Origin of the sequence: Paractinoplanes ovalisporus, from assembly GCF_016834655.1 — a bacterium.
Classification (GTDB): domain Bacteria; phylum Actinomycetota; class Actinomycetes; order Mycobacteriales; family Micromonosporaceae; genus Actinoplanes; species Actinoplanes ovalisporus.
Genome location: NZ_JAENHP010000001.1, coordinates 495076 through 515570, shown reverse-complemented (window position 1 = coordinate 515570; position 20495 = coordinate 495076). Strand labels below are relative to the sequence as shown.

The following is a 20495-nucleotide window of genomic DNA, read 5'->3' as shown; positions in this document are numbered from 1 at the left end:
GCGAACGCTAACCCTTCAGCCCGGTGAACGTCATGGTCGCGATGAACTTCCGTTGCGCGAACAGGAACGCCAGGATGAGCGGCGCCGTCGCGAGCACGTTGCCGGCCATCAACTGCGACCATTCCGTACGGCGCATGCCCTGGAAGTTGGCCAGGCCGACCTGGAGCGTGAACGTCCGGTTGTCGGAGATAGCGACAAGTGGCCACAACAGGTCGTTCCAGCTGGACAACAGGGTGAACACGGCCAGGGTGGCCAGTGCGGGCCGGGCCAGCGGCAGGACGATGCTGCGGAACGTCCGCCACGTGCCGCAACCGTCGATGCGGGCGGCTTCCTCCAGCTCGACCGGCAGGGCCAGGAAGAACTGGCGCATCAGGAAGATGCCGAACGCCGACGCCAGCCACGGCACGAACGCCGCGGCCAGGGTGTCGACGATGCCGATGCGCGCGAACATCAGGTACGTCGGGATCATCAGCAGCTGGATCGGGATCATGACGGTGGCGATGATGACCAGGAACGCCACGCCCCGGCCGGCGAACTTCAGACGCGCGAAGCCGTAACCGGCCATCGAGCAGAGCACCAGATGCGCGAGCACGGACACCGCCGAAACGAGCACCGTGTTGCCGAACCAGCGCAGGGCCGGTGTCTCGGTGAGCAGCGCGCGGTAGCCCTCGAGGTGCAGCGAGGTCGGCAGCAGCTTGGGCGGGAACTGGTTGATCTCGGCGCTGCTCATGAACGACGTGAGCACCATCTGCACGAGAGGCAGAACGAACAGCAGCGCGAGCGGCATGAGCAGCAGATGCCACGGGCTGAAGGGCAGGAAGCGGCGCATCAGAACACCTCCGAGCCGCGGCGACGGCTGTACCAGATGATGCCGAGGGTCAGCAGCAGGGTGACCGCGAACAGCAGGTACGCGGCGGCCGCCCCGTACCCGAGCCGTTGGGTCTGGAAGGCCAGCTCGTAGATGTAGTAGACGACCGTCTGCGTGCTGTTGAGCGGCCCGCCGCGGGTGGTCGTGTAGATCAGGTCGAACAGCTGGACGGCCGTGATCGTCTGCCAGACGGCGGCGAACACGGTCACCGGGCGCAGCTCGGGCAGCGTGACGTGGCGGAACACGCGCCACCGGCTCGCGCCGTCCATGGTCGCGGCCTCGACCAGCTCACGCGGGATGTCCTGCAGCGCGGCCAGGTAGATGACGGTGGTGAAGCCGACCTCGCCCCACAGCGCGATCACGCAGATCACGTACAGGGCCTGGGTCGGGCTCTCGAGGAACTGCTGTTGCGGAATGCCCAGGTGACGCAACACGTCGTTGGCCGCGCCGAACTGCGGGTTGAAGACGAAGCCGGCCAGGATTCCGGTGGCCGCGGCCGACGCCACGTACGGAACGAAGATGCACGTTCGATAGAAACCGATCAGCCTGATGCGCTGATTGAGCGCGATCGCGATGACGATACCGAGCACGATCGACGACGGAACGAACAGAACGGTCAGCAACAGGGTGTGCCGGGCCGCGGCGAGCATGTCGGGGTCGGTGGCCAGGCGCTGGTAGTTGGCCCAGCCGACCGGCACGCCGGGGGAGATGCCGTTCCAGCGCGCGCGGGAGATGAAGAACGCCCAGATCGCGGGGAAGAGCGACAGACCCACGACCAGGACGGTCGCGGGGCCGGCGAAGGCCCAGCCGGTGAGGTTGCGACGGATCCTCCGCCCCCTCGGCCGGGCCTGCCGCACCGCCGCGTGCGACGACGCCGCGAAAGTGAGCGCCATCAGTTCACCACGGCGTCGGCGGACTTCTTGGCCGCCTCGTCGAGCGCGTCCTTGGCCGATGCGCGACCCTGCAGCACGGACGCGATCGCGTCGCCCACATTGCGCGACAACACTTCGTAACCGGGCACGGTCGGGCGGGCCTGCTTGGCGTTGGTCAGGTTGTCGAAGAACTTCTGGCCACCCGGATACTCCTTCACATAGGCGGCGAACTCCGGGGTGTCCTTCTCGGTCGTGCGCAGCGGTAGGTTGCCGACCTTCAGGTTCCACTTGGCGTCGATCTGCGCGCTGGTCAGCCACTTGATGAAGTCGCGCGCGGCGCCGGCCCGGTTCACGTCGTCGTGGTCGAACAGCACCCACAGGTCAGGACCGGAAACGGTCTGGTGGTCGCCGTTCACACCGGGCAGGTTCGTCACCCCGTACGCAAGCTTGGCCTCTTTGATCTCCAGCAGCGCCCACGGCCCGGTCAGGATCATGGCGACGCGCCCGCTGTTGAACAAGGGGTGGTACTTCTCGTCGGTCTGGTCGAGGTACATCGACTTGTCGTCGACCGCCATCACGCGCAGCGTCTCGAGCGCGGTCACCCCGGCGTCCGAGTTGAACGCGGGCTTCGTACCGTCGAGGATCTTGCCGCCGTTCTGCCACAGCAACGGCCACAGATGCCAGGTCGTGTCCTCGCTGCCGGAAACCGAATAAGCGGTTCCGTACGTCTTGGTGGCCGGATCCGTCAGTTTCTTGGCCGCCTGGCGGAAGTCGTCCCAGGACCAGTCGTCGGTGGGGTAGGCGACACCGGCCTTGTCGAAGATGGCCTTGTTGTAGATGAGCGCGAGATTGTCCACGAGCGCCGGGACACCGATCACTTTGCCATTGGCCGTAGCGACCGTACGCGCAGCTTCGGGCATCTCCGTCCATCCGAACGACGGTTCCTGCACGTACGCGGTCAGGTCCTGCGTCTTTCCGCTCGCACCGAGATCACCGGCCCAGTTGCCGTACGCGTACGAGATGTCGGGATAACTGCCACCGGCGAAACCCGCGGACAGTTTGGTGAGCAGATCGTCGGTGGTCGGCGCGCCCGGTGACGTCTTGATCGTGACGTTGGGATGGGCGGCGTGATACTCGGCGGCCAGGCCCTCGGCGACCTTCTCCGCCTCCTCGGTCTGCCCGGTCCACCAGGTCAGTTCGACGGTCGCGGCCGGGTCGTAGCCGGCGGCCGAGTCCTTGCCGTCGTCGGTCGTGCCGCCCATGCAGGCGGACAGCAGAAGTGCGGCGCCGACGCCGCCGGCGAGCAGTCGAAGGGGTTTGGTCATCTCGTGGCACCTCCGTAGCGGTTTACGTGAGGACGACGGATCGGGTGAGCAGTCTCGGACGGTCGGGGTCGAGGCCGCGGTGGTCGGCCAGGGCCAGCGCGAAACGCTGGACGAGCAGCAGCTGAGCAAGCGGATCAAGAGAGTTCCGGTACGCGGTGGCGCCCGCGCCCCGAGCCACGTCGTCCAGGCCGGCCGGCACCTCACCGAGCGACCAGACGAGGCTGCGGGACCCGGCCACGGCGACCGGCCCGTGCCGGAAATCCATGGCGGGATACGACTCGGAGTGGGCCTGCGCGGCCTCGCGCACTTTGAGCGCGGCTTCGTGCGCGAGTCCGACCGTCCACCCCGTACCGAGGAACACCAGATGGTCGATCGTGGCCGGGTCGGCGGGCAGAGGCATGGTGAGCGCTTCGAGTCCGTCGGCGATGAGCGAATCGGTGGCGTGCCCGAACATGGCGCGCGCCAAGGTGAGCACAGTGGTGGGATAGCGGGTCTGCACGACGCTGCGCTCATCGGCGTAATCGAGCAGAATCCGCGCATCGGTCAGGTCGTCGACGGGTTCGCCCTCGACCGCGGTGACCGCGACCCGGCGCGTGCCCGCCGGCACCTGACGCAGGGCCTCGAGCACCTCGGTCGACGTGCCCGACCGGGTGATGGCAACCACCCGGTCATAACGGCGACGCGGCCGGTACTCGGAGGCGCAGACAGCGTCCGTCTCGCCGAGCCCCGCCTGCTCGCGCAGTTCGGCGAGGCTCTGCGCGACGAACCAGGACGTTCCGCAGCCGAGGATGAGCATTCGCTCACCCGGGGCCGCCAGCTCGCGTCGGCCCGGATCGGTGTGCTCGGAGATGGCCCGGGCCCACACGTCCGGCTGGCTGGCGATCTCGGCGGACGTCGCATTCATGTCTGCGGATTATGCTCGTTTCTGAGCGCTTAACAAGATTCGAGCAACAAACGAACATTTCTGAGTGCGCGTTTCGTTTCGCGGGTCGTTCCTCGCAGCGCGTGTTTTTGCTTGGGTGCTCATCGCAGCGCGGCCGGAATCAGCTCGCCGTGCGCGGCGGTGAGCTCGTCGCACAGCTCCCAGATCTGGTCGACGGTCAGCGTGGCCGCGGTGTTCGGGTCGACCATCGCGGCCTGACGCACCATGCGCGCATCGCCGGTGAGCGCGGCCTGCACGGTCAGCTGCCCGACGCTCACAAACGAACGGTTGAGCGCGGCGCATTGCGGCGGCAGGGCGCCGACACGTTCGGGACGTAGACCGAGACGGTCGACCACGCACGGGACCTCCACGGCGTACCCCTCAGGAAGGTTGCTGATCAGGCCACGGTTGGGGACATTGGCGTGGATGCGGCGCCGCTCACCGGTGACCATGCTGTGGATGACCTGCGGCGCGTACTCCGTCGCCTCACGCGTCAGGTCGAGCGGCTCGCCGGCCAGCAGCGCGCGTCGCGTCTCGTGATACTCGGTCACGTTGTCGGCGCTGATGCCCAGATAGTCGCCAACCGGGATGCGCAGCCGCGCGATCTCGTCGTCGTGGTGCAGGTACCACGGCACGTACTCCGACGAGTGCTCGCTCGTCTCCGTCGGGAAGTAGCCGAGCCGCTTGTACATGTCCATTCGCACACGACGTCGGAGCTGTGGATAACCTTCGAGCTTCTCGTCCAGCCGCGGATACAGTGACTCGCCCCGGTGCTCCAGGCGTAGCAGCCACGCCTGATGGTTCACCCCGGCGCCCGTGTAGTCCACCTCGTCCAGAGGCACCTCCAGGAGATCGGCGAGATCATGCACCGTCCAGAAAACCGAGTGACAAAGCCCGGCGACCCTCAGATCCGGCGCCGTCGCCGCCAGGTACGCGACGTTCATCGCCATCGGGTTGGTGTAGTTGAGCAACCACGCATCGGGACAGAGTTCGAGCATGTCGGCCGCGATCCCGTCGAGCACCGGAAAGGTCCGCAGCGCGCGGAAGATGCCACCCACGCCAAGTGTGTCCGCGATCGTCTGGCGCAGCCCGTACTTGGCCGGAATCTCGAAGTCCCGGACGGTCGCCTCGTACATGCCGACCTGGATCGAGTTGATGACGAAGTCGGCGCCGTCGAGGGCACGCCGCCGGTCCAGGCTCGTCGTGATCTCGGGCGTGGCGCCCAGCTGCTCGGCGGTGCGGCGGGCGATCAGCCCGGCCGTCTCCAGTCGCTCGGGGTCTATGTCGTGCAGGGCCAGAGTGACGCCGCGCAGCTCGTCGAAGGACAGGATGTCGGCCAGCAGTTCGCGGGTGAACACCACGCTGCCGGCGCCCAGAAAAGCGATCACCGTCATGTCCGGATTGTTCGACGGCGCTCACATTCGCACAAGACTGCTTGGCGAATCGCTTGGAAACGAACTATCTTGACTGCGCGTTTGATCAGTCCTTCCGGTCGTGTGCCTGCCTCGGGGGTTGCCATGTCCACGCTCCGCCGGGCCGACCGGGTCTCGGCCATCCTCGAGCGGCTGTCCGGCAGCGGTTCGGTAGACGCCGGCCAGCTGGCGGACGAGTTCCACGTGTCCCCGGCAACCATCCGCCGCGACTTGCAGGTCCTCGAAGATCAAAGGCTCCTTTCCCGTACGCACGGAGGCGCGGTCGCCGTCGACGTCGCGTACGAGTTGCCGGTGCGCTACCGCGTGGGCCAGCACCGTGAGGAGAAGGCGCTGATCGCCCGGGCCGTGGCCCGGCTGCTGCCGAAAGGCCCATTGACGCTGGGCCTCACCGGCGGCACAACCACGCACCTGCTGGCGCGCTTGCTGGCCGACCGCGTGGATCTGACCGTGGTGACGAACGCGCTGAACATCGCGGGCGAGCTCGCACTGCGTCCCCGCTTGAAGCTCATAATGACCGGCGGCGTCTCCCGCACCCAGTCCTACGAACTCGTAGGTCCGATCGCCGACCACGCCTTGCAGGGCCTCAACATGGCCGTGGCCGTCGTAGGCGTCGATGGCATCAGCGCCCGAGGCGGCCTGACCACTCACGACGAGATCGAGGCCAACACCAACGCCACCATGATCCGCCGAGCCGGCCGCGTGATCGTCGTCGCCGACGGTTCCAAAATCGGCAAAACCTGCCTGGCCGGCATCTGCCCCATCACCGACGTATCCCTGCTCGTAACCGACACAACCGCCGACCCTTCCGGCGTAGAGGAAATCCGCCGTACCGGAGTCGAGGTCCTGGTCGCCGAGTAGCCGCGACCATTTGATCGGCCCTGATGGGGTAGGCGCTGGGGATGAGTTGGTCTCGATGATCAACCGGTGCGGGCTGCCTTGGCTTCACACCCGGATGGCCCATCACGACTGCAAACAGGACCAGCCGTAAGCCGTGGGCACCGCCGGTCGTTGATCGGCGCTGTAGCGAACCCCTCGCGGTGATCGAGCGCTCTCGTCCCAACGGATCCACGCTGCTGAGCACACTCGGCGGCCCCAGCCATCCGCGCGACCTGTGGAAGAAAAGTACGTGCGCCTCGCGCCCGACATCTGACGGCTACGTCAGCCGAAGAGTGGAAGGTCATCTCGACCTCTTGGAGCTAAAGTCCCGATGATCTGGAGCCAGGAGGTGGGGCGTTGAAAGACATCTTGGTCCTCTTGGCGTGGGTGGCGACTATCGCCGTCTTCTATCGCCTGAACCAGTGGCTCGTTCGCCGCAAGAGTCTGGATCACCGGCCGTGGTTCGTGCCCAGCCTCTGGGGTCCGCTGGGAACCTTGCTCATCGTCATGGCTCGACCGCTGGGTTGGCGCAAGTTTCCGACGTAGGCATGCGACTCGCGGCAGATCAGCGTGCAATCAGAACGTGCGTACGGGCCAAGTCGTAGTCTTGGCCGGATGGCCGAGATGAGTCCGAGACAGCTCGTGAGCTTCGTGCGGAGCCTCGCCGCCCTTGGCTTGCCGGCTGATGCGCAGGCTGCTTGGATCTCCCGGCTGTCCACCGAAACCGCTCAGCTGCTTGACGAACTGGCTCTCGACTTCGACGATGGCTTCCAGCTCGTGCCTGCCTTCGTCGAACTCGGCTGGCTGAATGCCGCTGCCCTGGCGGCACTCCGGCGTCTGGACGCTCAGCTCGATGCCATGAGCGGCGACCACAATGCCGAGCTGTGGAGCGTCGATGCGTTGGCTCGCGAAGAGTGGGACCGCGTCCGGAGCTTGGCCAGAGCGGCGCTGAGCGAGCTGAACTGATCAACGGACTGCTCCGCACGAGCGCCGACCAGATAGAAGCGCTAGGTCGCTGTGGGTCACCTTGAAGCTTCACGCCAAGAGCGCGCGGACGGCGGCAAATGGGTGAACCTGATCGTCGCGCGCTCACCGTCTTCAGAATTCTGCGGCGGAACGCACGGGACCGGTGATGTGCATGGCCGACAGAGCGCGGCCTCCGGCATGATGGCATCGATGACGTCGATGGTGGAGGCCGTGGTCGCGGCGGGCTGGCTAGCGGTCCGCGACGATGGGCGAGTGCGTCTTGATCTGCTGGAGGCGGCCCACTCAGAGCCTCGCTTGCGACGGCTCTTCCCTTGGACCGGCATGGGCGAACTGCATTTCAGCCGCTGCACCGAGTGGCCCTGGGGCTGGGACATTCCGTACATCGAGCCGGTCAAGGGCGGCGCCTACCGAGTTGCCGGTCCCAGTCGCAGCGAGATCGTGGGGCCGGCGGCTACTGCCCGAGAGGCTGTCGCGATGGTTGTTGAACGCCTTCCTCCGGGCGCCGATGCCGTCTTTCTCGGGCGATGGGACGAGCTCGTCGCCCACGAAGCGCGCGACTCACGGGTAGACGAGCAGTAGCGTCATCGGGGATGCGCGACATCGGCGGCATGAGAGTTAGCCGACATGCCGGTGCGGGAAATGAATCGCGCCTTGCCTTCCATCATTCACCAGTGGGCAGACGGGCGGGATCGACTCCGTCCACGCCGGTCCAGGACCGCACGGGGTACGCCCATTCCTTCTTGTAGAACTGGCTGGGCATTCGCCTGTTTGCTTCGTCGAACATTACGAACTCTGTCGCATAGCTCGGGTGTCCGCCCGCGGGCAGGGCGCCGGCGTAACCAAGAGCTTCGAGCAGAACTGTCCGCTCCAGCTTGCTCGACTTGAGTTTGCCGATCAGGGCTGCGTTCAGCTCCGCCAACTGTGCCGACTCGGGCAGCGACCAGATCGCATCAACGATATCCTCCAGCACCGCCCGGCCCCGGTGGACATCGTGGTCATCGTCTGCCCCGTCGAACCGCTCCACCGCCGCGCCGGCCCACGGAATACTTATCGGCCGGAACCACAGAAGCCGGACGGCGTCGTCGCTTGATCGACCGGGCGGTTTGGCGTTCTGGGCCGCCAGGCGATCGGATGATCGGCTATTCCATGTGCCACGGGCGCCCGGCAACGCCTCGCCAATTGATGGCGGGTGATAGCTTCGGGACGAAGCTGGTTGCGCATGCGCCGCGGTGGGCCGCCGGTTTGTCAGCCTTTCCCCGCGTCCTGGGAGAGATACGATGACGAACAACAACTCTCCCGACGGCGCCGCAGGTCTCGGGATCTGGGCAAATCTCGGGGTCTGGGTCGCGTTCGGCGCTCTCTTCGGCGTCCTTGCCGGCGTTTTCTTTGACAACCTCCCTCTTGGTGTCTCGCTAGGTTCAGGCCTGGGTGTGGTCGTTGGCGTCCTCTTCATCGCGCGAAGGAATGCCCGCGGCTGACTCCGCACTCCGGCGCATACCGGGCGCATGCGTTTGGCGCGAGTGTCGAATGAAGAGGCGTATCAACAGGGAAAGGGGCGGGGGCGAAGCTATTGCAACGCCTGAGAATGGCCCGACCTCTCCCTGTGAGACGCACCAACCTCGTGACCTGGAACTCGGGAACTGGCTCGGCCTACCGAGCGCGCCCGTTCGCCCGGCCATGGTGGCTGAGGGCATCCGTCAGGCACTCTGCGTCGGGTGGCAGCCGCTCGGACCAGGCCCGGCGTTCAAGGTGACGCTCGACGAAGCACCGTGACGCGCTCAGCCCATCGGTGCCACGCCTGACTGCACTTGAACAGGTCACTTCGAAGTCCTGCCGTTCAGGCCGCGGCGAGCGTTCACTCGTCGAGGTCGAAGCGCACGATCACGATCTCGTCGCCCGGTTGCAGGTCCGGGTAGTAGTCGCGCAAGCCGGGGAGGATGTCGGCGGCGCTGGTGAAGCCGTCTTCGCGGGCCTCGTCGTCGGTGATGCTCTCGATGGGCTTGGCGACGGTGGAGGTGATGCGCCCGGGCAGGCTCACCTCGTCGTCGGATGCGAACACCAACAGCGCCGGTCCGACCTGGAGGGGGTCGTTGAATCGCATCGTTATCCGTTTGCTTCCGTCGCGGACGGCGGGAAGGTGCTTGGCGCGGAACCGCAGACGCTGTACTTGCTGGTTCTCCCACTGGTAGGTGTGCGGCAGCAGAGTGGCGATCGGCTCGATCCGGGTGCCCTCGCTGGTGGGGACGACGACGTGGATACCCGGGTAATAGTCGGCGAGCACCTGGCGGTCGCGGCCGCACGGGGCCAGGACGCCGCGGCCGGCGTCGCCGACCGCAACGATCAGCCGGGGTGCTCGGGCGCCGGCAGTGCGGGCCGTTGCAAGAGCCACCAGTTCGGCACAGGGGCCACCGGTGAAGTGGTACAGGTTCAGGCCGACGTGGACGCGGTCGTCCTCGTCCAGGACGGCGGCCGCGACGGTGTGGATGTTGCCGTCGCCGCCTGTGCGCAAGGCGGAGCGAGCGGCGTTCACCAGGGCGGTCTCGGCGGCGGCATAGTCAGAGGGCGTTATGAGCACGACGGGAGCCTACGTGCGCCGACGCTATCGACCTTCGACCTGGCCCAGAAGCGGCTACGGCTGGGGGAACGTCACGATGTCGAGCTCGTTGCCCTCGGGGTCGGTCAGGGAATGGCGGCTCGGGGTGGACTCGGTGATGAGCCGGCCGCCGGCGGCGATGGCTGCCTCTACGCGCGGGGTGGCCTGGTCGTGGGGGACCAGGAGCTCGATGTGGATGCGGTTTCGGTGCTGGTGGTTTTCGGTCTGCTGGAAGAACATGACCGGGTTCAGGCGGTTCGGGTCGAAGATGTCGGTCAGGAACTGCCGGGGGTCTGGCTGGTAACTGAGCACCGCCGTCCAGAAGGCGCGCACCGCGGGGACGTCGACCGCGGCCAGGCCCAGCTGGATGAAACGTGGGCGGGTCAGGTCGGCTGTCAGTTTCAGGTCTCGGGCGGCCGACTGGATGCGGGCGGCCAGGTCGACGAAATCGCTCCTGGCGTTTCCTTCTCCGTTCTCCCATTGGTCCTTGCCGCTGTCGATGGTGACGCCGTCGGGGCGTATGTCGACCATCAGGGGCAGCCCGGCGCTGTCGGCCAAACCGGCGACAACCGACGCCAATTCTGCCGCCTTTTCGGGCGAGCCGACCGAGTAGTAGGTCATCGCGGCGAAAAGCACCTGCCAATCCGCGGTGGACGGGTCCTTTGTCAGCCTGTCTCCGGGGACCAGATCGACCACGTTTCCCTCCGTGTCGGTCAGTGCTACGCCGTACGGGCCGGTGGGCTCCTGTCCGATTGCGGCCCGGGCCGCCGAAACCGCGTCGGGTGTGCGGACCACATCGATGTGGAGGCGGTCGCTCAATGGCGTGGACGGGGTCGGGCGGAACGACAGAATGGGGTCGCCGAGCACGGTCTGCCAGAACGGCATGAGGGACGAGGGGTTCGCGCTGTCGATCACGAGCCGCATGGTCTGGAGAATGGACGGGTCGGCGGTCAGGCCCAGTTCGTGAGCGGCCGCCGAGATGGAGTTCGCCAGTTCGGCGTCAGGTTGGAGAAGATGCACGCGCAGGCCGCCGGGGCGCAGGTCGACGTCGGGCTGGGCGGTGGTGATCCGGCGGACCAGGGCCGCGCCCGCGGACATCGACGGGGCGTCGAACCAGGCGCTCGCACCGGAGCCCAGGAAGCGCCAATCGCGGGTACTGTCCATCGGATCCCCCTACGTGCGACCGGACGACCAAATGGATCCTGCCAGAGTGTGGAGGAGCCCACATGGCGGGCGAATGGACAACCGAGAGGCTCCCGTACGACGGTGGGCGGCTGGTCAGCGCCTTCGTCGGAGAGCGGAACGGCTCGCACGGTGACGCCTTCTGGAAACAAGAGTTCCCCAAAATGGTCGCGTGGGTGTTCACATGCTGACGAGGGACGTGCGGGTTCCGTTCGCCGTTCAGGTGGGGCTTTCGGCCGTCGCGGGCGTGGTGTCGTTCGTGATCGCCCGGGCGGCGGGGGAGTTCGCGGTCGGGCACATCCATGCGATTCCGTTCGCGCTCGCGCTTCTGGCGGTGGTGCTGCTGGTCGCGCGGGCGGCCGGCATTCTGTTCGCGCTCCCGGTCGGCACGGCGGCGATCCTGGCGTACGACTGGTTCTTTCTTCCGCCGTTCCGCGACCTCAACGAGGCGGCTTTCACGCTGCTCGGCACGTTTCTCGGCATGGCGGTGATCATCGGCGCGGTGACCACGGTGACCAGCCGGCGCGCGGTGGAGGCGGAACGGGCCCGGGGTGACATGGCCGAGGTTCAGGAATCTCTGCGGCGCCTCGCGTTGCTCATCGCGCGGGGAGAGGCGCCCGAGCGGGTTTTCGAGGCCGCCACCCGAGAGGTCCGGCTCCATCTCGGCAGCGACACGGCGACCCTCATCCGGTACGAATTGAACGGCTCGACGACCGAATTGGCGGGCACCGGATCGCAGCGCGCGAAAGTGCCGGATCAACTGATTTCCCGCGTACGGGAAACCGCGCAAGCAAATCGCCTGGATGCCACCGCCGTCGGGGTTCCGATCGTGGTCGACGGGCGGTTGTGGGGAATGTTCGCGGCCGGGTCGCCGGCCGGGCAGCTGCCGGACGACACCGAGGCCCGGATGAGCGACTACACCGAACTGGTCGCGACCGCCGTGGCCGACGCGCAGAGCCGGGCCGAGCTGATCAGTTCGCGGGCGCGCATCGTGGCCGCCGCCGACGAGGCCCGCCGGCGGATCGAGCGCGACCTGCACGACGGCGCCCAGCAGCGGCTCGTCGCGCTGGCGCTGAGGCTGCGCACGGCCGCGCACGATCAGGGGCACGGCGACGCGGTGGCCGAGATCGGCGCCGACCTCATGACGGTCATCGACGAACTGCGGGAGCTGTCGCGCGGCATCCACCCGGCGGTGCTGTCCGACTCGGGGCTGCGGCCGGCCTTGCGGGCCCTCGCCCGGCGGTCGCCGCTGCCGGTCGAGGTGGACGTGCGCCTCGACGCCCGGTTGCCGCAGCCGGTCGAGGTGGGCGCCTATTACGTCGTGTCCGAGGTGCTGACCAACGCGGTCAAGCACGCCGGCGCGACCGTGGTCGAGGTGTCGGCGACGGTCGAGGACGGCAGTCTGCGGCTGCGCGTGCACGACGACGGCGCGGGCGGGGCGGGCTTCGAGGGCGGCACCGGGCTGCTCGGCCTGAAGGACCGCACCGAGGCGCTGGGCGGGACCTTCGACGTGAGCAGCCCGGCCGGTGGAGGCACGACGGTCACGTGCCGGATCCCGCTACAACCAGACGGTGGCGAGCCAGGCGGCGACGGCAGCCAGAACCAGTAGGCCGATGTTGAGGCCGATCACCTTGGTCTCGCCCCGTGACACGTGCACGACGGTGCCGCCGATCTGCAGAAGTACCAGGCCGACCGCCGCGGCCAGAGCGAGTGCGGGCGCGATGCCGGTCAGCGGCGGCAGGATCAGGCCGAGCGCGCCGAGCATTTCGAGCACCCCGATGAGCCGTACGAGGGGAAGTGGGGTGTTCTCGACCCAGGCCATCATCGGCAGCAGCTGCTCACGGGAGCGGACGGCCTTGACGCCACCCGAGTAGAGGTAGAACACCGCCAGCAGACCGCCGATGATCCAGTACGCGATTTCCATGCTCAGCCCCTATGGTTACTGATCGTAAGTAGCCACATCATGCGGTACCGCCGGAGGGCTTACAAAAGGCACAAGTTTGTGCCTGACGAACAGGGAGGTGCCGTGTCGGACTACGAGCACACGTGCATGATCCGGGGTGACGGCGGCCGGACGTTGCGGGCGATCCTCGATCAGATCTGCAACAAGTGGACGCTGCTGGTGGTGGCGACGCTCGACGGTGACCGGGTGCGTTTCACCGATCTGCAGCACCAGATCCCGGGCATCTCGCAGCGGATGCTCACCCTGACCCTGCGCAACCTGGAACGCGACGGGCTGGTCTCCCGGGAGGTGCACGCCGAGGTCCCGCCGCGGGTGGAGTACGAGCTGACGCCGATGGGCCGGAGCCTGATCCCGCCCGCGCTCGCGCTCGCCGGCTGGGCGATGGAGCACGTTCCGTCGATCGAGGCCAGCCGGGCCGCGTACGGGAAAAGGGGCTAAGCAGCCATCGGAAGCCGGCGCCGGGCCATGGCCGCACGCCGGGAACGTGTCCGCGTGCGCACGCGGGTCGGCATCTCGATGACGGTTACGGTGGGCACGGGCTCGGGCTTCACGACGGCGTCGAGCACGATGGCGCCGTTGCAGAGCATGCTCCAGCCCAGCTCCTCGTGGTGGACGAGCAACGCGGCGGTGTCCCAGCCCGGCTGATCGACGGGCGGGCACTCGGGGGAGTGCGTACACATGCCTACAGCCTCGTGAAAACGGGGGAGGGGCACATCGAGGCCACCACCACCGTTCGATACCGGCTAGCCGGTAGCCGCATAATCTTGGCCCATGACGGGGCTCAGTGTGGTCGTGGCCGAGGACGACGTGCTGCTTCGCGAGGGGATCGCCAGCCTGCTCGCCAGCAAGGGGCTGGAGGTGCTGGGCCGGGCCGGTGACGCCGTCGAGCTGATGCGGCTGGTCCGCGCCACCAAGCCCGGCCTGGTGGTGGTCGACGTGCGGATGCCGCCCACGCACACCACCGAGGGTCTGCAGGCGGCCCGCGAGATCCGCGCCGAGCTGCCCGGCACGGGGGTGCTGGTGCTTTCCGCGTACGCCGATGTCGACCAGGCCATGGAGCTGCTGGCCGGTGGGCGGGCGATCGGCTATCTGCTCAAGAGCCGGATCACCGACGTGGAGGAGTTCCACGCGGCGGTCGAGCGGGTCGCCGGGGGAGGGTCGGTCATCGATCCGGGGCTGGTGTCGGAGCTGGTGTCGGCCCGGCGCCGCGACGATCCCCTCGCGGTGCTGAGCGCGCGGGAGCGGGAGGTGCTGGCGCAGATGGCCGAGGGGCAGTCCAACGCCGGGATCGCGCGGCGGCTCTGGATCACCGAGGGCACGGTCGAGAAGCACGTACGGGCTGTGCTCGCGAAGTTGAAGCTGCCCGAGACCGATGATCATCACCGGCGGGTGCTCGCGGTGCTGACGTTCCTAGAGGCGCGCTGAGAACATTTCCCGTACGGCCGGACCCGACAATTCGGTCTTGGCCAGGAACCCGATCGCCGGGCTCTCGTCGACCAGATCGGCGTAGTCGTCGCCCGAGTGGGTGGAGATCATGATCACAGGGGTCGGGACGAGGCGCCGGGCCAGGTCGAAGCCGCTCTCGCCGCCCAGGTTGACGTCGACCAGCGCCAGGTCGGGCCCGGTCTCGGCGGCACGCCCGAGGGCGCCCGCGATGTCGGAGGCGGTGCCTGCGACCTCCAGGCCCTCGCGCACGAGCAGATCGCACGCGGCGGCGAGGAAGTGGTCGTTGTCGTCGACGAGCAGGCAGCGCAAGGTCACGTATTCAAGGTTTGCAAGATTTGAAAGCGCCCGCATTCCTGCTAGCAGGAACCCTGTACCAAAGACTGGGGATTACCCCCGACCGAAGGCCGTATCTCCGGTCGCGGGTCACCTGTAGTCTCCTGACGAAGCTTTTCAGGGTGAGGTAGGGGCTCGTACCGGTGTTCAGTCGAATTGCCATCGTCAACCGTGGTGAGGCCGCGATGCGGCTCATCCATGCCGTCCGCGAGCTCTCTGCGGAGACCGCGACCCCGATCGAGACGGTGGCGTTGTTCACCGACGTCGATCGCGGATCGACGTTCGTCCGCGAGGCCGACATCGCGTACGACCTGGGTCCCGCCGCCGCCCGGCCTTATCTCGACCTCAAGCTCCTCGAGCGGGCGCTGATCGACTGCGGCGCCGACGCCGCGTGGGTCGGCTGGGGCTTCGTGGCCGAAGACCCGGCGTTCGCCGAGCTGTGCGAGCGCATCGGCATCACGTTCGTGGGGCCGAGCCCCGAGGCGATGCGCAAGCTCGGCGACAAGATCGGCGCCAAGCTGATCGCCGAGGAGGTCGGCGTCCCGGTCGCGCCGTGGAGCCGGGGCCCGGTCGAGACCCTCGACGCCGCGCTGGCCGCCGCCGAACACATCGGCTACCCCCTCATGCTCAAGGCGACCGCCGGTGGTGGCGGCCGCGGCATCCGCGTCGTGCGCGACCCCGACCAGCTGGCCGACGCCTACGAGCGCACCAGCCAGGAGGCGGCCCGCGCGTTCGGCAGCGGCATCGTGTTCCTGGAGCGCCTGGTCACCGGCGCCCGTCACGTCGAGGTGCAGGTCATCGCCGACGGCGAGGGCACGGCGTGGGCGCTGGGCGTGCGTGACTGCTCGGTGCAGCGCCGCAACCAGAAGGTCATCGAGGAGTCGGCGTCGCCGGTGCTGCCGGCCGAGCGCGCCCTCGAACTGAAGGCCTCGGCCGAGCGGCTGGCCGTCGCCGTCGGTTACCGCGGCGCCGCCACCGTCGAGTTCCTCTACCACCCGGGCGACGACCTGCTGGCCTTCCTCGAGGTCAACACCCGCCTGCAGGTGGAACACCCGATCACCGAGTCGACCACCGGGTTCGACCTGGTCAAGGCCCAGCTCCACGTCGCCTCGGGCAACCGCCTGACCGGCGAGCCGCCCCGCGAGCGCGGCCACGCCGTCGAGGCCCGGCTCAACGCCGAAGACCCCGACCGCGACTTCGCTCCGTCACCGGGGCGCATCGCCCGGCTCGATCTCCCGGCCGGCCCCGGCATCCGCGTCGACACCGGCGTGAGCGAGGGCGACACCATCCCCGGTGACTTCGACTCGATGATCGCCAAGGTGATCGCGTACGGGAAGGACCGCGACGAGGCCCTGGGGCGTCTGCGCCGGGCCATGGCCGACACGACCGTGGTGATCGAGGGCGGGGCGACCAACAAGAGCTTCGTGCTCGACCTGCTCGACCAGCCCGAGGTGATCGACGGCTCGGCCGACACGGGGTGGATCGACCGCGTACGCGGTGAGGGCCGTCTCGTCTCGCACAAGCACTCCGCTGTGGCGCTGGCCGCGGCCGCCATCGAGGCATACGAGGAGGAAGAGCTCACCGAGCGGCAGCGCCTGCTGTCCACCGCGTTCGGCGGTCGCCCCCAGGTGCGCCACGAGAGCGGCGTCCCCCTCGACCTCAAGCTGCGCGGAACCACCTACCGCGTGCGGGTCGCCCGGGTCGGCGCCCGCCGGTTCCGGGTCGGCGTCGAGGCCGGCCACGAGGTCCGCACGGCCGACGTCGAGCTGGAGCGTTTCGACAAGCACACCGGCCGCATCACGGTCAACGGCGAGCGCCACAAGATCCTCACCGGCGCGCACGGCGCGATCCTGCTGGTCGAGGTCGACAGCGTCACCCACCGCATCAGCCGTGATGAGGGCGGCGTGCTGCGCTCCCCGATGCCGGCCCTGGTCATCGCCACCCCGCTCGAGCCGGGGGCCGAGGTCGAGGCGGGCGCGCCCGTGCTCGTGCTCGAGGCCATGAAGATGGAGTCGGTGCTGCGGGCGCCGTTCAAGGCGCGCGTCAAAGAGGTGCTGGTCACGGTCGGCGCCAAGGTCGACTCGGGTGCGGCGCTGCTGCGGCTCGAACCGATCGGTGACGCCGAGGCCGAGCAGGAGGCCGCCGCCGGCGACATCGAGATCGACCTGCCCGAGGCCCCGGCCGACCCGTCGGCCGGCCGCCGCGCCGCCCGCGGCCAGGAAGACCTGCGCAGCCTGCTGCTCGGCTTCGACGTCGACCCGCTCGACGAGCGCCGGGTCCTGGCCGACTACCTGGGCGCCGCCTCCGGCGAGGCCCACCGGCCCTTGGCCGGCGAGGTCGAGCTGATCGAGGTCTTCGCCGACCTGGCCGAGCTCAGCCGCAACCGCCCGGCCGGCGACGACGGCCCGGGCGACACCCACGTGCACAGCGCGCGCGAGTTCTTCCACACCTATCTGCAGAGCCTCGACGTCGAGCGGGCCGGCCTGCCCGAGTCGTTCCAGTCCCGGCTGTCCAAGGCGCTCGGGCACTACGGCGTCAAGGAACTGGAACGCACGCCCGAGCTCGAAGCCGCGGTGTTCCGCATCTTCCTGGCCCAGCAGCGCCAGCCGGCCGACGCCGCGGTGATCTCGGCCCTGCTGCGGGCCTGGCTGCAGTCGGCCCCGCCGGACGACACGTTGCGCGAACCGGCCGGCCTCGCCCTCGAGCGGCTGATCGCGGCCACCCAGATCCGCTACCCGGCCCTGGCCGACCTCGCCCGGGGCGTGGTGTTCTCGTGGTTCGGCCAGCCGCTGCTGCTGCGCAACCGGGCCCGGGTCTACTCCGGCATCCGCAAGCACCTGCGCCACCTCGACCTCGAACCCCAGTCGGCCGACCGTGACGAGCGCGTGGCCGAGATGGTCCGCAGCACCGAACCGCTGGTGCGTCTGCTCGGCCAGCGTCTCGTGCGCGACAACCTCGACAACTCGGTCATGCTCGAGGTGCTGACCCGCCGCTACTACGGCAACAAGGGGCTCACCGGGCTGCGCACGTCGGGCCTGTTCGTCGTCGCCGAGCGCGAGGGCTCCTGGATCGTCTCGACCGCCGTCCCGTTCGACCAGCTCGGCGAGGCGCTCGACGGGCTGGCCGCGCTGGCCGGTGACGCCGCGATCGACGCCGACATCTACCTCTCGTGGGAGGGCCAGCCGGCCGACCCCGACGCGATGGCGGCCGCCCTGCACGAGGTGGTCAGCGCCCACCCGCTTCCCACCCCGGTGCGCCGGCTCACCACCACGGTCGCGGGCCGTGGCGGTGCGGTCATGCACCACCACTTCACGTTCCGTCCGTCCAGCGCCGGCATGGCCGAGGAGAGGCTGATCCGCGGCCTGCACCCGTACATCGCGCAGCGCATGCAGCTGGAGCGGCTGCGCAAGTTCGACCTGACCCGCCTGCCGTCCTCCGACGAAGAGGTCTACCTGTTCCGGGCCGTCGCCCGCGAGAACCAGGGCGACGACCGGCTGGTGGCGTTCGCGCAGGTCCGTGACCTCACCGAGCTGCGCGAGCACGACGGCCGCCTGGTGTCGCTGCCGACCGCGGAAGAGACGATCGCGACCTGCCTCGACTCGATCCGCCGGGCCCAGTCGCAGCGGCCGTCCGACAAGCGGTTCAGCACCAACCGCATCGTCATCTACGTGTGGCCGCCGATCTCCGTCACCCGCGAGGAGATGGAGATGATCGCCCGGCGCATCCTGCCGACCAGCGCGGGCGCGGGCCTCGAAGAGATCCTGTTCATCGGCCGCTACCGTGACCCGGCCTCGGGCGCGCTGACCAAGGTCGCGGTGCGCATCTCCAACGACGCGACCGGCGCCCCGGTGCTGACCGTCGGGGAGCCCACCGACGAGGTGGTCGAGCCCCTCGACAACTACCGCCTCAAGGTTCTGCGTGCGGCGGCCCGCAACACCGTCTACCCGTACGAGCTGACGTCGCTGCTCGGCGAGTTCCAGGAGCACGACCTCGACGAGTCGTACGCGCTGGTGCCGGTCGACCGGCCCAAGGGCGGCAACTCGGCGGCGCTGGTCGCCGGTGTGGTCACCACCCGCACCGAGCGGCACCCCGAGGGCATCACCCGGGTCGTGCTGCTCGGCGACCCGACCAAGGCTCTGGGTGCGCTGTCCGAGGCGGAATGCCGCCGGGTGATCGCCGGTCTCGACCTGGCCGAGCGGATGAACGTGCCGCTGGAGTGGTACGCGCTGTCGGCCGGCGCGCGGATCTCGATGTCGTCGGGCACCGAGAACATGGACTGGGTGGCGGCCGCGCTCAAGCGGATCGTCGAGTTCACCCAGGCCGGCCGTGAGATCAACATCGTGGTGGCCGGGATCAACGTGGGTGCTCAGCCCTACTGGAACGCCGAGGCCACCATGCTCATGCACACCAAGGGCATCCTGGTCATGACGCCCGACTCGGCGATGGTGCTCACCGGCAAGCAGTCGCTCGACTTCTCCGGTGGCGTCTCGGCCGAGGACAACTTCGGCATCGGTGGTTACGACCGGGTGATGGGCCCGAACGGGCAGGCGCAGTATTGGGCGCCCAACCTGGCGGCGGCGCGCGACGTGCTGATGTCGCACTACGACCACACGTACGTGGTTCCGGGTGAGATCTCGCCGCGGCGGGCGGTCACGGTCGACCCGGTCGACCGCGACATCACGCCGTTCCCGCACAACGTGGCCGGCAGCGACTTCACCACGGTCGGCGAGATCTTCTCGGCCACGGCGAACCCCGACCGCAAGAAGCAGTTCGACATCCGGACCGTCATGCGGGCCCTGGCCGACCAGGACCACGCCGTGCTCGAACGCTGGGCCGGCATGGCCGACGCCGAGACCGCCGTGGTGCAAGACGTGCACCTCGGTGGCATCCCGGTGTGCCTGCTCGGCATCGAGTCCCGCTCGGTGCCGCGGCGCGGGTTCCCGCCCACCGACGGCCCCGACACGTACACCTCGGGCACGCTGTTCCCGCGGTCGTCGAAGAAGGCAGCCCGGGCGATCAACGCGGCCTCGGGCAACCGGCCGCTGGTCGTGCTGGCCAACCTGTCCGGCTTCGACGGCTCACCCGAGTCGATGCGCAAGCTCCAGCTGGAGTACGGCGCCGAGATCGGCCGGGCCATCGTCAACTTCCAGGGACCGATCGTGTTCACGGTGATCTCCCGCTACCACGGCGGTGCGTTCGTCGTGTTCTCGAAGATGCTCAACCCGAACATGACGGTGCTGGCCCTCGAAGGCTCGTTCGCGTCCGTGCTCGGCGGCGCCCCGGCCGCGGCGGTCGTCTTCACCGGCGACGTCAACCGGCGCACCGCGGCCGACCCGCGGGTCAAGGCGGCCGAGGAGCGTCTGGCCACGGCGGCGGGCGCCGACCGGGGTGCGCTCGCGGCCGAACTGGAGGAACTGCGCAACTCGGTGCGGACCGAGAAGCTGGGCGAGGTGGCCACCGAGTTCGACAAGGTGCACAGCATCCAGCGGGCCGTCGAGGTCGGCTCGGTCGACGCGGTCATCAAGGCCACCGAGATGCGGCCGCGCATCATCGAGGCCATCGACACGGCGTTGCGTCGCCAGCAGCACTGACGCCACCGCGCCGCCCTCACCCTCTGCGGGTGTGGGCGGCGCTGGCATTTCCAGGCCGCCGGACCGAGAGGGCGCCTTCCGTCTGCAGAACCGCGACCAGCACT

General features: G+C 68.6%; 19 protein-coding genes. 8 read left to right on the top strand and 11 right to left on the bottom strand.

Annotation, left to right across the window (positions count from 1 at the left end):
- Nucleotides 1-7: 7 nt before the first annotated feature.
- From JIG36_RS02345 to JIG36_RS02325, 5 genes are all read right to left on the bottom strand, one after another.
- Complete coding sequence (locus tag JIG36_RS02345) at nucleotides 8-829, bottom strand: carbohydrate ABC transporter permease (RefSeq protein WP_203374292.1); 822 nt, start codon at nucleotides 827-829, stop codon at nucleotides 8-10.
- Nucleotides 829-1761 carry a carbohydrate ABC transporter permease gene (locus tag JIG36_RS02340; RefSeq protein WP_203374291.1) on the bottom strand — a complete coding sequence of 311 codons (933 nt, stop codon included), beginning with the start codon at nucleotides 1759-1761 and terminating at the stop codon, nucleotides 829-831. The genes JIG36_RS02345 and JIG36_RS02340 overlap by 1 nt, the downstream gene beginning before the upstream one ends.
- Nucleotides 1761-3065: an ABC transporter substrate-binding protein gene (locus JIG36_RS02335; RefSeq protein WP_203374290.1), complete on the bottom strand. Its 1305-nt coding sequence runs from the start codon at nucleotides 3063-3065 to the stop codon at nucleotides 1761-1763. The genes JIG36_RS02340 and JIG36_RS02335 overlap by 1 nt, the downstream gene beginning before the upstream one ends.
- A gap of 22 nt (nucleotides 3066-3087) precedes the next feature.
- On the bottom strand, nucleotides 3088-3969 hold the full coding sequence (locus JIG36_RS02330) for an SIS domain-containing protein (protein WP_203374289.1): 882 nt from the start codon (nucleotides 3967-3969) through the stop codon (nucleotides 3088-3090).
- Between the two features lie 119 nt (nucleotides 3970-4088).
- Nucleotides 4089-5381: an alpha-glucosidase/alpha-galactosidase gene (locus JIG36_RS02325; RefSeq protein ID WP_203374288.1), complete on the bottom strand. Its 1293-nt coding sequence runs from the start codon at nucleotides 5379-5381 to the stop codon at nucleotides 4089-4091.
- 123 nt (nucleotides 5382-5504) lie between these two features.
- Between JIG36_RS02325 and JIG36_RS02320 the strand changes: the two genes are divergently transcribed.
- From JIG36_RS02320 to JIG36_RS02310, 3 genes are all read left to right on the top strand, one after another.
- Nucleotides 5505-6278, top strand: coding sequence for a DeoR/GlpR family DNA-binding transcription regulator (locus JIG36_RS02320; RefSeq protein ID WP_203374287.1), 774 nt, complete (start codon nucleotides 5505-5507; stop codon nucleotides 6276-6278).
- 633 nt (nucleotides 6279-6911) lie between these two features.
- On the top strand, nucleotides 6912-7262 hold the full coding sequence (locus JIG36_RS02315; RefSeq protein WP_203374286.1) for a hypothetical protein: 351 nt from the start codon (nucleotides 6912-6914) through the stop codon (nucleotides 7260-7262).
- A gap of 102 nt (nucleotides 7263-7364) precedes the next feature.
- On the top strand, nucleotides 7365-7862 hold the full coding sequence (locus JIG36_RS02310; protein WP_203374285.1) for a DUF6193 family natural product biosynthesis protein: 498 nt from the start codon (nucleotides 7365-7367) through the stop codon (nucleotides 7860-7862).
- Between the two features lie 82 nt (nucleotides 7863-7944).
- Here the strand turns inward: JIG36_RS02310 and JIG36_RS51500 are convergent, their stop codons facing one another.
- The gene (locus tag JIG36_RS51500) at nucleotides 7945-8571 is read right to left on the bottom strand and encodes a hypothetical protein (protein WP_236045486.1); all 627 of its coding nucleotides are present in this window, start codon (nucleotides 8569-8571) and stop codon (nucleotides 7945-7947) included.
- Here JIG36_RS51500 and JIG36_RS02300 point away from each other — a divergent pair.
- Nucleotides 8561-8761 (top strand): glycine zipper domain-containing protein, encoded by a 201-nt coding sequence (locus tag JIG36_RS02300; protein WP_203374283.1) that lies wholly within the window; start codon nucleotides 8561-8563, stop codon nucleotides 8759-8761. The genes JIG36_RS51500 and JIG36_RS02300 overlap by 11 nt on opposite strands.
- 377 nt (nucleotides 8762-9138) lie before the next feature.
- On the opposite strand, the gene JIG36_RS02295 is transcribed toward JIG36_RS02300, so the two are convergent.
- The gene (locus JIG36_RS02295) at nucleotides 9139-9858 is read right to left on the bottom strand and encodes an ASCH domain-containing protein (RefSeq protein ID WP_307872533.1); all 720 of its coding nucleotides are present in this window, start codon (nucleotides 9856-9858) and stop codon (nucleotides 9139-9141) included.
- A gap of 54 nt (nucleotides 9859-9912) precedes the next feature.
- Nucleotides 9913-11040: a VOC family protein gene (locus tag JIG36_RS02290; RefSeq protein WP_203374282.1), complete on the bottom strand. Its 1128-nt coding sequence runs from the start codon at nucleotides 11038-11040 to the stop codon at nucleotides 9913-9915.
- 202 nt (nucleotides 11041-11242) lie between these two features.
- Here JIG36_RS02290 and JIG36_RS02285 point away from each other — a divergent pair, with 202 nt between their 5' ends.
- Nucleotides 11243-12667, top strand: coding sequence for an ATP-binding protein (locus tag JIG36_RS02285; protein ID WP_203374281.1), 1425 nt, complete (start codon nucleotides 11243-11245; stop codon nucleotides 12665-12667).
- Here the strand turns inward: JIG36_RS02285 and JIG36_RS02280 are convergent.
- Nucleotides 12617-12982: a DoxX family protein gene (locus tag JIG36_RS02280; protein WP_203374280.1), complete on the bottom strand. Its 366-nt coding sequence runs from the start codon at nucleotides 12980-12982 to the stop codon at nucleotides 12617-12619. The two genes, JIG36_RS02285 and JIG36_RS02280, sit on opposite strands and share 51 nt — an antisense overlap.
- Nucleotides 12983-13084: 102 nt before the next feature.
- Between JIG36_RS02280 and JIG36_RS02275 the strand changes: the two genes are divergently transcribed.
- The gene (locus JIG36_RS02275) at nucleotides 13085-13459 is read left to right on the top strand and encodes a winged helix-turn-helix transcriptional regulator (protein ID WP_203374279.1); all 375 of its coding nucleotides are present in this window, start codon (nucleotides 13085-13087) and stop codon (nucleotides 13457-13459) included.
- Here the strand turns inward: JIG36_RS02275 and JIG36_RS02270 are convergent.
- Nucleotides 13456-13701, bottom strand: a complete 246-nt coding sequence (locus JIG36_RS02270) for a DUF5999 family protein (protein WP_203374278.1) — start codon at nucleotides 13699-13701, stop codon at nucleotides 13456-13458. The genes JIG36_RS02275 and JIG36_RS02270 overlap by 4 nt on opposite strands.
- A gap of 91 nt (nucleotides 13702-13792) precedes the next feature.
- On the opposite strand from JIG36_RS02270, the gene JIG36_RS02265 reads away from it, so the two are divergent.
- On the top strand, nucleotides 13793-14446 hold the full coding sequence (locus JIG36_RS02265; RefSeq protein WP_203374277.1) for a response regulator transcription factor: 654 nt from the start codon (nucleotides 13793-13795) through the stop codon (nucleotides 14444-14446).
- Here the strand turns inward: JIG36_RS02265 and JIG36_RS02260 are convergent.
- Entirely contained in the window at nucleotides 14432-14782 is a 351-nt protein-coding gene (locus tag JIG36_RS02260) for a response regulator (protein ID WP_307872532.1), read from the bottom strand. The genes JIG36_RS02265 and JIG36_RS02260 overlap by 15 nt on opposite strands.
- 161 nt (nucleotides 14783-14943) lie before the next feature.
- Here JIG36_RS02260 and JIG36_RS02255 point away from each other — a divergent pair, with 161 nt between their 5' ends.
- Nucleotides 14944-20391, top strand: coding sequence for an ATP-binding protein (locus JIG36_RS02255; RefSeq protein WP_203374275.1), 5448 nt, complete (start codon nucleotides 14944-14946; stop codon nucleotides 20389-20391).
- The last annotated feature ends 104 nt before the right edge of the window (nucleotides 20392-20495 follow it).

Excerpts from the sequence above, each read along its gene's own strand:
- JIG36_RS02280 (WP_203374280.1), bottom strand. The coding sequence starts at position 12,982 with ATGGAAATCGCGTACTGGATCATCGGCGGTCTGCTGGCGGTGTTCTAC.
- JIG36_RS02265 (WP_203374277.1), top strand. The coding sequence starts at position 13,793 with ATGACGGGGCTCAGTGTGGTCGTGGCCGAGGACGACGTGCTGCTTCGC.
- JIG36_RS02290 (WP_203374282.1), bottom strand. The coding sequence starts at position 11,040 with ATGGACAGTACCCGCGATTGGCGCTTCCTGGGCTCCGGTGCGAGCGCC.
- JIG36_RS02345 (WP_203374292.1), bottom strand. The coding sequence starts at position 829 with ATGCGCCGCTTCCTGCCCTTCAGCCCGTGGCATCTGCTGCTCATGCCG.
- JIG36_RS02330 (WP_203374289.1), bottom strand. The coding sequence starts at position 3,969 with ATGAATGCGACGTCCGCCGAGATCGCCAGCCAGCCGGACGTGTGGGCC.
- JIG36_RS02285 (WP_203374281.1), top strand. The coding sequence starts at position 11,243 with ATGCTGACGAGGGACGTGCGGGTTCCGTTCGCCGTTCAGGTGGGGCTT.
- JIG36_RS02270 (WP_203374278.1), bottom strand. The coding sequence starts at position 13,701 with ATGTGTACGCACTCCCCCGAGTGCCCGCCCGTCGATCAGCCGGGCTGG.
- JIG36_RS02340 (WP_203374291.1), bottom strand. The coding sequence starts at position 1,761 with ATGGCGCTCACTTTCGCGGCGTCGTCGCACGCGGCGGTGCGGCAGGCC.
- JIG36_RS02335 (WP_203374290.1), bottom strand. The coding sequence starts at position 3,065 with ATGACCAAACCCCTTCGACTGCTCGCCGGCGGCGTCGGCGCCGCACTT.
- JIG36_RS02320 (WP_203374287.1), top strand. The coding sequence starts at position 5,505 with ATGTCCACGCTCCGCCGGGCCGACCGGGTCTCGGCCATCCTCGAGCGG.
- JIG36_RS02300 (WP_203374283.1), top strand. The coding sequence starts at position 8,561 with ATGACGAACAACAACTCTCCCGACGGCGCCGCAGGTCTCGGGATCTGG.
- JIG36_RS02325 (WP_203374288.1), bottom strand. The coding sequence starts at position 5,381 with ATGACGGTGATCGCTTTTCTGGGCGCCGGCAGCGTGGTGTTCACCCGC.
- JIG36_RS02315 (WP_203374286.1), top strand. The coding sequence starts at position 6,912 with ATGGCCGAGATGAGTCCGAGACAGCTCGTGAGCTTCGTGCGGAGCCTC.